This is a genomic window from Candidatus Venteria ishoeyi (assembly GCF_030378065.1).
In the GTDB taxonomy this organism is placed as follows: domain Bacteria; phylum Pseudomonadota; class Gammaproteobacteria; order Beggiatoales; family Beggiatoaceae; genus Venteria; species Venteria ishoeyi.
In genome coordinates this window covers 30,564-45,365 of the sequence record NZ_JAUCGJ010000037.1, presented here as the reverse complement: position 1 = coordinate 45,365, position 14,802 = coordinate 30,564, and the positions used below count along the sequence as shown (strand labels likewise).

4 protein-coding genes are annotated in these 14,802 nt (G+C 43.8%); all 4 read left to right on the top strand.

The window, feature by feature from the left end; all coding sequences use genetic code 11:
• Positions 1 to 242 precede the first annotated feature (242 nt).
• The 4 genes from QUF61_RS12760 (at position 243) to QUF61_RS12745 (ending at position 14,623) form a co-directional block, all read left to right on the top strand.
• Positions 243 to 6,074, top strand: a complete 5,832-nt coding sequence (locus QUF61_RS12760) for a transporter substrate-binding domain-containing protein (protein ID WP_289682021.1) — start codon at positions 243 to 245, stop codon at positions 6,072 to 6,074.
• A 189-nt stretch (positions 6,075 to 6,263) separates the two neighbouring features.
• Positions 6,264 to 10,547 carry an ABC transporter substrate-binding protein gene (locus QUF61_RS12755; RefSeq protein WP_289682020.1) on the top strand — a complete coding sequence of 1,428 codons (4,284 nt, stop codon included), beginning with the start codon at positions 6,264 to 6,266 and terminating at the stop codon, positions 10,545 to 10,547.
• Positions 10,548 to 10,549: 2 nt separating this feature from the next.
• Positions 10,550 to 12,796 (top strand): response regulator, encoded by a 2,247-nt coding sequence (locus QUF61_RS12750; protein ID WP_103919530.1) that lies wholly within the window; start codon positions 10,550 to 10,552, stop codon positions 12,794 to 12,796.
• Positions 12,797 to 13,024: 228 nt separating this feature from the next.
• Positions 13,025 to 14,623: an ATP-binding response regulator gene (locus QUF61_RS12745; RefSeq protein ID WP_289682019.1), complete on the top strand. Its 1,599-nt coding sequence runs from the start codon at positions 13,025 to 13,027 to the stop codon at positions 14,621 to 14,623.
• Positions 14,624 to 14,802: the final 179 nt, after the last annotated feature.

Sequence of the window (14,802 nt, the reverse complement as noted above, 5' to 3'; positions counted from 1 at the left end):
GCTATATTAAAATACCCCTTTGGGGTGTTAGCGCTAAAACCCATATTTTAAGTTTTACCGTTAAACATTAGAGATAAATCTGTTCGCCTGAAAGGCGAAGGTTTTAACCTTGTGCATGGAAAATAAATGCTGCCTGATTATTAACTCATAGCGAAAATATCGAGGTTGTTTCATGCGTATTCCTAAGCCTATTACAGTTTTTATTTCCCTCTCATTTTATTGAAGGCATTGTTAAAAACTTTATGTTTATACGCATTATTTTTTCTTTACTTATTTTATTGCTAAGTGCTGCGCTTAAGGCACAAGAGCCACCTTTGCATAAAGTTACCATGCAACTGCAATGGAAGCACCAATTCGAGTTCGCTGGATTTTACGCTGCAATTGCGCAGGGTTTTTATGCACAACGTGGTTTACAGGTGGAATTGCGAGAATATCAAACGGGCATGAATCTTACCGAAGAGGTTCTGTCTGGACGGGCGCAATACGCCACAACCAACAGCAGTATCGTGCGCTCACGGCTGGAGGGTAAGCCAGTCAAGTTGTTAGCAAACTATTTCAAACGGATGCCAATGGTGATTTTGTCTTCACCAGAAATCACTAAATTAGATGATTTACGTGGCAAACGTCTCATGTTATCCCAAAAAGATCTCCAATCCCCACTGCTAAGACTGGTGTTTGAGCATAAGGATTTGAGGCCAGAAGAAAATATCGAAATTATCCCGCATAGCTTCAATGCTGATCCCTTTATAAACGGCGAAGTCGATGCAATGAGTGCATTTATCACCAATGAGCCGTTTTATCTGGAACAACAGGGCATTGATTTCAATGTTCTCGAACTCGCCGACTATATGCGTAGTATCGGTGATGTCTATCTGTTTACCAGTAATGCGCAGGCTGAGCAATACCCACAACAAACCCAAGCATTCATTGATGCCAGCAATGAGGGTTGGCGTTACGCGCTGGATCATCCACAAGAGATCATTGACCTGATTCTTAGTCATTACTCTCAGCGCAAAAGTCGGGAGGCATTATTGTATGAGGCGGAAAAAACCCACGATATGATCATGCCGCTACCGCTGCCCATTGGTGCTGCGTATGAACCCTTAATTGATAAGGTCGCAGCTTTGATTATGCGTCAGGATGGGGTTGGAAACAAAAGTTATTTGCAGGATTTTTTATTTGATACTAAAGAGCAAAAACAGCTTATGCAAACACCTGCTATCGAATTAACGACAGCAGAACGTGCCTGGCTCAAAGCACAGCCGAAAATCAGCATGGCGATTGCCACCAATTATCCCCGCTCCTATTATGGCAAGTCCGGCAAACTGCAAGGAGTGGATGTGGATTATATTGCGCTACTTGAGAAAAAACTGGGGATTCAATTTGAGCACATCACATCGAACTGGCACACGGCATTAGATCGGGCGATGAAGCATGAAGTGGATACCATTCTCAATGCAGATAAAATGGAATACCGAGAGCAGTACCTCAATTTTACCAAAGTCTATTTTGCCGTGCCGCAGGTAGTTATCGCGCCAGAGAATGAAGCGGCGATTTCAGACCTAAATGAATTATGTGGACGCAAGATTGCGGTACACAAAGGTTCTTCTTACTCAGCATTTCTGCAACAGCATCACCCCTGCCTCAAATTGCTGGAAGTGATAGACAAAAAAGAAATTCTCGCCACAATTATTACCGGGCAGGCAGCAGCCGGTTTTGGTGCTTTTGATAACATTATGGGTAATCTTCAGGAAATGGCTCTTCCCGGTCTCAAGGTTATCTATTTAAAATACCAGCAGCCTACTGGTTTTGCCCGGATTGGTGTACGAAAAGACCAGCCCTTACTTCTATCTATCCTGGATAAAGGTATTGCTGCCATCAGTCAAGAAGAAAAAAGCCGCATTGCAAGCAAGTGGTTGGGGGTGGAAATGCCCACAATGGTTGATGAGAATCCCAATATTACGCTATCTGATGAGGAGATCCAGTTTACCAGGCAGCAACCTGTACTAAAAATAGGTGCTGATAACAATTGGAAGCCAATGGACTTTATTAATGAAAAAGGTGAGGCCGACGGTTTTAATGCAGACCTTGTTGAGTTACTAAACAGAAAGCTGAAGCCTTTTAATTTTCAGATTCAGATAGTTTCCGGGCAATGGCAAGATATTCAGGAGCGAGCAAAATCTGGTGAACTGGATGGTTTGATAGGTACATCGAGCGCGTCTTTACGGGGGGAGTACCTGGATTTCTCACCAAAATATATTGAAACTGGAACAGTGGTTATTACTCGCAAGGGTCTTCCCGATATTGGCTCACTTGCAGAGCTGGCAACAAAAAAATTAGCACTTAAAAGAGGTAACTCAGCTACACAGCAGTTTGTACATTTCCACCAACCCAGCAGATTAGAATATTTTGATACGACACTTGAAGCACTTGAAGCAGTCATCATAGGTACTCAGGACTATACCATCGGCTCATTGGTTGAAGTAAGCTACCTAACCAAATCCCACTTGCTAGGCAATCTGAAAATTGCTTTTTCCACCTCGGAATACGCTACTGGTAAACATGTTGGAATACGCAAAGAGATTCCTCAGGCCCTTTCAATTGTCAACAAGGCACTGGCTGAACTCAGCTCTGAAGAGTTTAACCGTCTTAAAACAAAATGGATTAACTTCAAGCCCAAACCATCATTACAACTTACTGATAATGAAAAAGCCTGGATTGAAGCACATCCAACTATTCGTCTTGCCTCGGATGCCAATATGCCACCCTATGAGAGTATTACGAATGAAAAGTATCAAGGCGTTGCAGCGGACTATATCCGGTTGATTGGACAGCGGCTTGGTATTGAGTTTCAACGCTCACCGGTAAAACCCTGGCCTGAAATTATACAAATGGTCAAACAGCGAAAACTTGATATGCTCTCTTTTGCCATGAAAACGGAGCAGCGCAAGGGCTATGCACACTTCACCAAACCCTATATTTCACACCCGATGATGATTATCACCAGTGACAAAGTTGGGTTTGTTGATGGTCTGGATGGACTCAAAGGCAAAATCCTGGCAGTCGAAAAAGGCTATGCTTCCGCAGAGCTGCTTTCTGACCAATATCCTAGCATTGCCGTGCAAACCTATTCTAATTCTGTATCGGCAATGCTGGCCGTTTCCAAAGGAGAAGCTTTTGCCTATATTGGTGATATCGCCATTATGAGTTATATAGCTCGTCATCATGGCATCACCAATCTCAAAGTATCGGGAGAGCTGCAACACCGCTTTGAGATGGGATTTGGTGTGCGCAGTGATTGGCCGGAACTGGTGCCTATCCTGCAAAAAGCACTTGATTCCATTAGTGAGGAAGAAAAGAACAGTATTTTGCAAAAATGGTTTAGCATGGAAGTCACGCCACAAATTGACTACACCCTGTTGCGATATGTACTGGGAATGGCATTATTGATCTTGGGATTGATGTTGCATTGGAACCAGAAGCTGCGCCATGAAATTCTGGCTCGAAAGCAGGCTCAACACTCACACCATGAAAGTGAAGAAAAATACCGACTTTTGTTTGAACATTCTGATGACCCCATGTGGCTTATCCGTGATAGCCTGTTTGTACTTGCCAATGCGGCGGCGGCACGGATTCTCGGCTGCAAATCAGTAGATGAGTTATCGAACCTGCATCCGGCAACACTTTCTCCCCCGTTTCAAGCGACTGGACAAGCTTCCGAGCAATTAGCCGATCAAATGATGCAGTTGGCCTACCGCCAGGGGCATCACCATTTTGAGTGGTTGCATCAAAAGCGTAATGGCACAGTGTTTCCGGTCGAGGTGAGCCTGACTCGTATCCCTTACGAGGGACAGAGCGCCCTGTTTTGTATCTGGCGTGATATTAGTGAACGTAAGCAATCTGAGCAGGCTTTGCAACAAAGTAAAGCCCAATATGATGAATTGGTGCAACGTGTGCCGGTTGGCCTTTTTACAATTCGCAGCATGGCAAAAGGTGAGGGAAAGGTTGATTATATCAGCCCCCGTGCCACACAAATGCTAGGTATCAGACTCACTGATGCATGGCAAACACTGTCAGTGGTCGTTAGCAATATCCATCCTGATGATAGAGCAGATTTCTTCGCAAAAAATACAGCGAATATTGCAGCTAAAACAGATTTTTTCTGGGAAGGCCGTTTTATCGTGACAGGAAAAACCCGCTGGTGTCGTATCGAATCCAATGCGACTTTGCAAGAGGATGAAACTTGTGTATGGCAAGGGGTGATCACCGATATTACCGCACAGAAAGAAATGCGACAGAATTTGCATATGCTGAATTTGGCTGTTACCCAAATTGCTGAAGGGATTGCTATCGCTGATATGGATGGCAATAATCAATTTGTAAACAAAGCTTGGGCAGACATGCATGGTTATACACAAGAAGAGTTATCAGGAACGCACTTAAGTCTCTTTCATTCAAAAGAGCAAATAGAAAAAGAAGTTCAACCATTCTTCGAGCAGCTTATGCAAACCGGGCATCTTGAGGGAGAAGATACACATATAAAAAAAGATGGCACAATTTTTAATACCTGGATGTCGGTAAATGTAGTAAAAGATGATAGGGAAAATCCTGTAGCCTTTGTCGGTGCCTGTCGTGATATTACTGAGCGTATAAAAGCTCAGCAAGTCTTACAAAAAGCTAAAGAAGAGGCTGAGGCTGCCAATCGAGCTAAATCCATATTTTTGGCAAATATGAGCCACGAATTACGCACTCCACTCAATGCAATTATGGGCTTTGCACAAATTCTGGCACAATCTCCACGCTTAGCTGACTCAGACAAGCAACAGGCAAACAGCATTTATCGCGGTGGAGAATACTTGCTGACCTTAATTAACGACATTCTGGATCTAGCCAAAGTTGAGGCAGGGCGTATTGAACTGTTTCCAACCGCAATCAATATTCAGTTGTTTGTTCAGGAACTGGCAGATATGTTTAGGTTACGAGCCAGGAAAAAAAATATTAGTTTCAAATACCACACCGACACCTCACTACCTGCTGGCATTCATGCAGATGCAACGCGCCTGCGTCAAGTATTGGTTAATCTGTTGGGAAATGCGGTGAAATTTACCGAACAAGGCCATGTTTGCTTACAGATAAGCTATGATAACGAGGTTCTACATATCCACGTCGAAGATACAGGAATTGGTATTGCTCCAGAACAACACGAAGAAATTTTCCAACCCTTTTCACAAACCAGCGAGAATCGTTACAAGGCACAGGGTACCGGGTTGGGACTGTCGATTACTCGGAAAATTGTTGAACTGATGGGGGGGACTCTCAGCCTTGAAAGTCATTTAGGACAAGGCAGTTGTTTTTATGTACAGGTTCCGGTTAAAGCGGTTCTCAAAAGCTTTAGCAGCCCCCAGAAGACACTTTCTCAAAATACAATTATCAACTATCACCGCCGCCAGGGAGAAGCCCCCTTACGTATTTTGATCACTGATGATGTTGCCGACAATCGGGAAGTGGTGTGCAAAATATTGCGTTCGCTGAATTTCGACACACAGGAAGCTGATAATGGTGAAAATTGCTTACAACTCATACCAACTTATCATCCACATCTGGTGCTAATGGATTTGCGTATGCCGGGTTTAGATGGTTTGGAAACCACCCGACGCTTGCATGAACTACCAGGGTTTGAAAAACTGCCTGTCATCGTAATATCCGCCGGTGCTTATGGAAAAGATGAGAAAAACAGCCGTGCTGCTGGTTGTGTGGATTATCTGGCCAAACCCATAGAACGAACATTATTATTACAAACATTGCAAAAATATCTGCCATTGCAATGGATCTATGCTGAACAGCAGGCAACTTCCACAGCCAGCGCAGACCCTGCTATAAAAGTAAATCTCTCTACAGAATGGCTGGAGGCGTTGGAGCAGGCAGTCGTTGAGGCTAACCTGAAGCAAGCAAACAGTCTGCTGGAAAAAATCAAGGCAGAAGATACTGGACTGGTTGCTCAGTTAACAGAATGGCTTGAAACTTATGAATATCAACAACTATTAGATTGGATTGAAACACATAAACAGGTTTAATAATGGACAATATCCAAAGCTCATAGCGGAGATATCGAGGTTGTTTAATGCGTATTCCTAAGCCTATTACAGTTTTTATTTCCCTCTCATTTTATTGGAAGCATTGTTAAAAGCTTTATGTTTATACGTGTTATTTTTTCTCTACTTATTTTATTGCTAAGTGCTGTGCTTAAAGCACAAGAGCTACCTTTGCATAAAATCACCCTGCAACTGCAATGGAAGCACCAATTCGAGTTCGCTGGGTTTTACGCTGCAATTGCGCAGGGTTTTTATGCACAACGTGGTTTGCAGGTGGAATTGCGAGAATACCAGACCGACATGGACATTATCGAAGAGGTTCTGTCTGGACGGGTGCAATACGCCACAACCAACAGCAGTATCGTGCGCTCACGGCTGGAGGGTAAGCCGGTCAAGTTGTTGGCAAACTATTTCAAACGGATGCCAATGGTGATTTTGTCTTCACCAGAAATTACCAAATTAGATGATTTACGTGGCAAACGTCTAATGTTATCCCAAAAAGATCTCCAATCTCCATTACTGAAACTGGTATTTGAGCGTAAAGATCTGAAGCCTGGAGAAAATATTGAGATTATTCCTCATAGCTTCAATGCAGATCCCTTCATAAATGGTGAAGTTGATGCAATGAGTGCATTTATCACCAATGAGCCGTTTTATCTGGAGCAACATGGTATAAAATTTAATGTTCTCGAACTCGCTGACTATATGCGTAGTATTGGTGATGTCTATCTATTTACCAGCGATACACAAACTGAGCAATATCCACAACAGACCAAGGATTTTATCGAAGCAAGCAATGAAGGCTGGCGTTATGCACTGGATCATCCACAAGAAATTATTGAGCTGATTCTTAGTGATTATTCCCAGCGCAAAAGTCGGGAGGCATTAGTATATGAGGCGGAAAAGACTCACGATATGATCATGCCCTTACCATTGCCTATCGGGGTTGCTTTTGAACCATTGATTGATGAGGTCGCCGCAATGATTATGCGTCAGGATGGGATTGGCGATAAAAACTATTTACAGCGTTTTTTATTTGATACTGAAGAGAAAAAGCAGCTTGAGCGAACACCTGTTATCAAATTAACGACAGCAGAACGCGCCTGGCTGGATGCTCATCCAAAAATTGTATTAGGTTATACCAATCAGTTTCAGCCGGATATCATTCGTAACCCAGACGGTACTTACTCTGGTACACTCATAGAACATATTAATCTGATTAATCAGTACCTGGATAATCGTCTTCATCTACATATAGAAAATACATGGGCTGTGGTGACGGATAAGGCTGTCAAACTTGAAATTGATGGTTTGGCGGCATCCACTCCCAACTCAGTATGGGATCAGCATTTTATTTATGCGGAACCCTATACCTTCTCTTATTTTTATCTCTATACCCACGCCAGCGAACCCAACCCCCCTCTTACACTGGGCGAACTGGAAGGTAAATCCGTAGGCTATCTAAGTGGGGTGAAAAAAATTGAACAATTGTTGCGTACTTTACCGGATATTCAACTGAAGGGGTTCAATAGCAATGAAGCGATGGCGAATGCTTTGCTCAATAATCAAGTTGCAGCACTGGTCAGTTCTTCCAATTTAGAATGGTGGCGCACCCAACACAATAATTTTTCTTTCAAAATCAGTGGTCTTATAGAAGAAAGTCGGTTTCCGGTAGTTATGTCCATCCGTAAAGATTGGCCACTGCTTAAAAGTATTGTGGATAAGGCGTTGAAAATAATTCCCATCGCAGAATTCGAGCGTATTCAGCAAAGCTGGCAGGGACACCATCAAGAAACAAAAAAAACCGGCTTATCTCTAACCCCGGAACAGCGAGTTTGGCTCAAGCAACACCCCAGCTTACGTTATTGTTTCAATCCGCTCTGGAAGCCATACGATTTCTTTGAAAATGATCAACATCAAGGGGTTTTTGCTGATTATCTGCACCTGCTTACGAACAAGCTAGGTGTAGAATTTATACCTGTTCCTACCATTGTGCAGGGAGATGCTGGTAAAAGCTGGAAAAAAGCCCTGGATTTTACTCGCCAAAGGCACTGTGATTTTATTTCCGGTGCGGTAAAAACCACTGAACGGGAAGCTTATCTGGGTTTTACTCAGCCTTATTTCAACATCACCCAAGTGTTTATTGCTAAACCTGACAAACCCTTTGCCAGCGGACTCGAAGTATTTCATGATGAAACCATTGGTGTGTTGGCTCATTCTGCGCTAAAAAGTTTTTTGCAGCACGATTACCCCAACCTCAAGCTGCTTAGCCTCAATATCAATGAAATGGTGGTACGCCTGGAAGCGGATGAGATTTATGCCTTTGCTGTTCCTTTAGAACATGCGACTCAATTGCTGCAAGAACGGGTACATAACCTTAAAATCATCAGCAAGCTGGATTACTCCTACCCCATTTCTATCGCAGTACGTAATGATTGGCCCATACTGGCAGACATCATGAATCAAGCTGTGGCCTCCTTGAGTCAGCTAGAGCATACTCAAGTCCAGCGTAAATGGACCACTCATACTCTTAAAGAAACGCTAGACTATACTTTATTGTGGCAAGTTTTGGGGACTGCATTACTGATTCTGGTATTGATGCTGTATTGGAATCATAAGCTACGGCATGAAATCCTAGAGCGTAAAAAGGCCGAGTATTCTCTCTATGAAAGTGAGGAAAAATATAGACGATTGTTTGAATTGTCTGATGATCCTATGTGGCTTATTTGTGACCATCAACTTATACTTGCCAATACCGCAGCCGTAAGGATTCTCGGTTACAATTCAGCACTAGAATTATCAAACCAGCATCCCGCAGCCCACTCCCCTCCTTATCAACACAGTGGGCAAGCTTCCAAGCAATTAGCTGATAAAATGATGCAGTTGGCCTATCACCATGGGCATCACCATTTTGAGTGGTTGCATCAAAAGCGCAATGGTAGCGTATTCCCAGTTGAGGTCAGTTTAACCCGTATTCCTTACGAGGGTGAAAATGCCCTGTTTTGTATTTGGCGTGATATTACTGATCGCATAAAAACTCAGCACGCCTTACAAAAAGCTAAAGAAGAGGCTGAGGCCGCCAACCGTGCCAAATCCGCATTTCTGGCAAATATGAGCCACGAATTACGCACCCCACTTAATGCAATTATGGGCTTTGCGCAAATTCTGGCACAATCTCCACGATTAGGCGATTCAGACAAGCGACAAGTAAATAGTATTTATCGTGGTGGAGAATACTTGCTGATCTTAATTAACGATATTCTGGATCTAGCCAAAGTTGAGGCAGGACGTATCGAACTGTTTCCAACAGCAATCAATATTCAGTTGTTTGTTCAGGAACTGGTAGATATGTTTAGGTTACGAGCCAAGAAAAAAAATATTAACTTCAAATACCACACCGACATCTCACTACCAAATGGAATTTATGCAGATGCAACGCGCCTGCGTCAAATATTGGTAAATCTGCTGGGAAATGCGGTGAAATTTACCGAACAAGGCCATGTTTGCTTGCAGATAAGCTATGATGACGATACTCTACATATCCACGTCGAAGATACAGGAATTGGTATTGCTCCAGAACAACACGAAGAAATTTTTCAACCCTTTTCACAAACCAGCGAGAATCGTTACAAAGCGCAAGGTACTGGATTAGGACTGTCAATTACCCGACAGATTATTGAACTGATGGGAGGGACTCTCAGCCTTGAAAGTCAGTTGGGACAAGGCAGTTGTTTTTATGTACAGGTTCCGGCTAAAGCCATTCTCAAAAGCTTTAGCAGCTCCCAGAAAAAACTGCCTCAAGAAACAATTATAGGTTATCACCACCGCAAGGGAGAAGCCCCCTTACGTATTTTGGTCACTGATGATATTGCCGACAATCGGGAAGTGTTGTGCCAAATATTGCGTCCACTAAATTTTGATACTCAGGAAGCGGATAGTGGTGAAAATTGTTTACAACTCATAGCAGCTTATCGTCCGCATCTGGTGCTGATGGATTTGCGTATGCCGGGTTTAGATGGTTTGGAAACCACCCGACGCTTGCATGAACTACCAGGGTTTGAAAAACTGCCTGTCATCGTAATATCCGCCGGTGCTTATGGAAAAGATGAGAAAAACAGCCGTGCTGCTGGTTGTGTGGATTATCTGGCCAAACCCATAGAACGAACATTATTATTACAAACATTGCAAAAATATCTGCCATTGCAATGGATCTATGATAAGCAGCAGACAACTTCCACAGTCAGCACGGACTCCGGTACAATAGTGGAACTCTCTGCAAAATGGCTGGAGGCGTTAGAGCAGGCAGTAATTGAGGCCAACCTGAAGCAAGTAAAGAGTCTGCTAGAAGAAATCAAGGCAGAGGATAGTAAATTGGCTGCACAGTTGACAGATTGGCTAGAAGCTTATGAATACCAACAACTGTTAGATTGGATTGAAACACATAAACAGGTTTAATAATGGACAATATCCAAGCCCCAAATATCCTGGTGGTAGATGACACCCCGGAAAACTTGAATGTTTTAACCAATATTCTTATCACCAAATCCTATGAAATTCGCCCGGTTCCAAGCGGTGCTCTGGCACTGCAAGCCGCTTTTGCCAGACCACCGGATTTGGTATTGCTTGATATCATGATGCCAGATATGGATGGCTATGAGGTATGTACGCAACTTAAAGCCGATCCGCGCACCCGTGATATACCCGTCATTTTTATCAGTGCTCTGGAGGAAATTGAGGACAAAATACGTGCCTTCGAAGTAGGCGGCGTAGATTACCTGACCAAACCTTTTCAAGCCGAGGAAGTGCTGGCACGGGTTGCTGCTCATTTGGCACTGGTACGCACACAACAAGAACTACATAACAGTCGCCTACAACTGCAAGCAGTCATCAATAATGCCGCTGTGTGTATCGGTATGCTGGATGTTAATGGCTATTATCAACAAGTCAACGGCAAATGCGCTGAAATTTTTGGTTATCCGCAAGCAGAGTTAATTGGCATGCGCTGCCTGGAACTCAATCACCCAGATTATCGGCCTCCAACTGAGAAAGCTTTGCAAGCACTGCGTGCCGGAGAGCTGGATACTTTCCAGATGGACAAACAGTTTATCCGCAAGGACGGCAGCCTGATTTGGGCTAGTCACTGGCTAAATCCCTTATCCAATGCGGATGGTGTATGTGAGGGTTTTGTTTGTGTTATCGTTGACCTGACAGAACGTAAACAGGCTGAAGAAACCGTGCGTAAATTGTCCCGTGCCGTGGAACAAAGCCATAATACCATCGTGATTACAAACACCCGCGGTATGATAGAATTTACCAATCCGGCCTTTAGCCACATTACCGGTTATAGTGCCGAGGAAGCGCTTGGGAAAACCCCGAGTATCCTCAAGTCTGGAAAACAAGATTCCGATGTGTACAAAGCCTTATGGGACACCTTGAAACAGGGAAACACCTGGAACGGTGAAATGTGCAACAAACGTAAGGATGGTTCTTTGTATTGGGAACAAGCCTGTATTACCCCGGTCAAGGACGAACAAGGTAAAACCACCAGTTATATTGCTATCAAGGAAGACATCACTGCACGCAAGGCAGCGGAAGATGCACTGAAGGAAAAAAATGAAGCACTTGTACAGCTCAACCAGGAAAAAAATGAATTTCTTGGCATGGCCGCCCATGATTTAAAAAATCCACTGGCCAGTATTCGGGGCATAGCGCAGTTAATTAAAATAAAAGCAGGCGCGGACACAACTAGAAACATACCTATCAGGCACTATGCCGATGAAATTGAAACCAGCGCACAAAAAATGTTTACCTTGATTACCAATCTGCTGGATGTAAATGCCATTGAATCAGGAAAACTGGCAATCAACTTTGAACATATAGAATGCACTGAAGTATTACAAGCTATCACCGAACACTACAAGTTGCCCGCTGCCGATAAAAATACTCACTTGCACCTTACCATGCCGCCTCAGCCGCCCCCGGTATTGAGCAATGCCGATACACTCCGACAAGTTTTAGACAACCTGATTTCCAATGCAGTGAAATATTCACCACCAGACTCACAAGTTAATATCAGTCTGCATGTCAAGCCGGACAAGCTCCAAATCCATGTCCAGGATCAAGGGCCGGGATTCACGCAAGCGGACAAAGCTAAATTATTCGGCAAATTTTCCCGTCTCAGCGCTCAGCCTACTGGCGGCGAACACTCCACCGGCTTGGGTTTGTTTATTGTTAAAAAATTGACGGAGGCGCTGAATGCTAAGGTTTGGTGTGAGAGCGAAGCAGGTCAGGGGGCGTGTTTCATCCTCGAATTACCCGTTGTTAAATCCAAGCGGCATACACTGGATCCTAATCTGCGTATTCTGCTTGCTGAAGATAATCTGGTCAATCAAAAAATCGGGTTAATTATTTTAAAAAAACTGGGTTTACAGGCGGATGTGGCAGCTACCGGGCAAGAGGTTCTGGAAGCACTGACCCGGCAAAGTTACGACATTATATTGATGGATATTCAAATGCCCGATATGGATGGCATACAGGCCACTGCTGCCATCCATCGTCAATATGGTACGCAACGCCCCCGTATCATTGCTCTCACCGCTAATGCCACCGGGCGTGAAGAATGCCTGAATGCAGGCATGGACGGCTACTTGCTCAAACCTTTTAACATGGAAAATCTGGTACAGGCTTTGACGGGCGTGATTTGACTAAGGAGCGAGGATGAAATAAGTGCAGGAACTGGGCGCAGGATTTTTATTCATTTTCAAGGCGTGAAAACAGGCGCATAGCAAGCTATGTAACTGCCTAAGTCCAAACAGGCATAACGCAGAAAATGGAGAAAAAGACCAGCTCAATTTCTGAAGTTATAAAATTCTTGCTCCTAACCCCGTAGAGTAAACCTTAGATTGGATTGAAACACATAAACAGGTTTAATAATGGACAAAACCCAAACCCAAGCCCAAGATATTCTGGTAGTAGATGATACACTGGAAAATTTGTATGTTTTAAGCAATATCCTCATTACCGAATCCTATCTAGTCCGTCCGGTTCCAAATGGCAGTCTGGCACTGCGCGCAGCTTTTGCCAAACCACCTAATCTGGTGTTGCTCGACATCATGATGCCGGATATGGACGGCTATGAAGTATGCACGCGACTTAAAGCCGATCCACGCACCTGCGATATACCGGTGATTTTTATCAGCGCCTTGACAGAAACTGAGGACAAAATACGAGCTTTTGCTGCGGGTGGTGTGGATTATGTCACCAAACCCTTCCAAACAGAAGAAGTGCTTGCCCGCGTACGTACCCACCTTGCCCTGCGTGACTTGCAAAAAAAGCTGGAGTATCGCACTGTACAAGCCGAAGCTGCCAACCACGCCAAAAGCGCATTTCTTGCCAACATGAGTCATGAGTTGCGCACCCCGCTGAATGCGATTCTGGGTTTTGCACAAATTCTGCAATACTCCCCCCAATTGACAGAAGAAGATAAAGAATCGGTAGAAAGTATCTACAAAGGTGGGCATTATTTGTTGACGCTCATCAACGATATTCTTGATTTAGCCAAAGTAGAGGCCGGTCACATTGAACTATTCCCGGAAGAAGTAGATATCCAGTCATTTTTCTGGGAAGTGGTAAAGATATTTCGTTTTCGTGCAGAAAAAAAATGTGTTGCTTTCAACTATCAAGCTGAAAAATCCTTGCCTGACTATATATCCATCGATCCTAAACGCTTGCACCAGGTTGTCATAAATCTGCTGGGTAATGCAGTGAAGTTCACCGAGCAAGGGCATGTGAGCTTAACTGTAAATTACCACGATGCCCAATTGCATATCCGCATAACAGATACCGGCCCTGGCATAGCACCCGAACAATACGAAGAAATTTTTCAACCCTTCTCACAGATTGGCGACAGGCAACATAAACGCCAGGGTACTGGCCTGGGCTTGTCGATTACCCGCAGGATTATCGAGTTGATGGGGGGACACATTGAACTTGAAAGTCAATTGGGGGAAGGCAGTTGTTTTCATGCACGAATTCCCGTTGCAGTGCTTTTTAAAAATACATCCACACAACAACAGACATTGAAAGTACAAAAAAAGATCATCGGCTACCATAGAACTGCCAGTCCTCAAAATACTGACAATCCTGAGCCATTTCGCATTTTGATTGTTGATGACATCCTCCTCAACTGTGCAGTGCTGCGCCTGATGCTGCAACCCTTGAACTTTACAATACAGGAAACCAACAGCAGTGAAGCCTGTTTGCAAGTTGCTCCGGACTGGCGACCACATTTGGTGCTAATGGATTTGCGTTTGCCAGGTGATTTGGACGGCCTGGAAATTACACGGCAATTACACGCTCTACCAGGATTTGAAAAATTGCCTGTTATTGCCATATCTGCCAGCGCATATGAGGATGTTCAGAAAAATGCTTATGATGCAGGCTGCATAGATTTTTTAAGCAAACCCATAGAACGTAATCTTTTACTGCAAACCTTACAAAAACATTTACCACTGGAATGGGAATATAATTAGGCCACTGCACCACAAGAACTTCAAATACAGGACATTAGGTAACTCACAGCGAATAACATCCCCTATTTCGCTGGTCTTTTTACCCGTTTTCCGCATTGTAAAAACCGTTACATAGCTTACTATGTGCTGGTTTTCACGCCTTGAAAACGGATAAAAATCCTGCGTGCTACGGGGGGGTA

Excerpts from the sequence above, each read along its gene's own strand:
- QUF61_RS12750 (WP_103919530.1), top strand. The coding sequence starts at position 10,550 with ATGGACAATATCCAAGCCCCAAATATCCTGGTGGTAGATGACACCCCG.
- QUF61_RS12760 (WP_289682021.1), top strand. The coding sequence starts at position 243 with ATGTTTATACGCATTATTTTTTCTTTACTTATTTTATTGCTAAGTGCT.
- QUF61_RS12745 (WP_289682019.1), top strand. The coding sequence starts at position 13,025 with ATGGACAAAACCCAAACCCAAGCCCAAGATATTCTGGTAGTAGATGAT.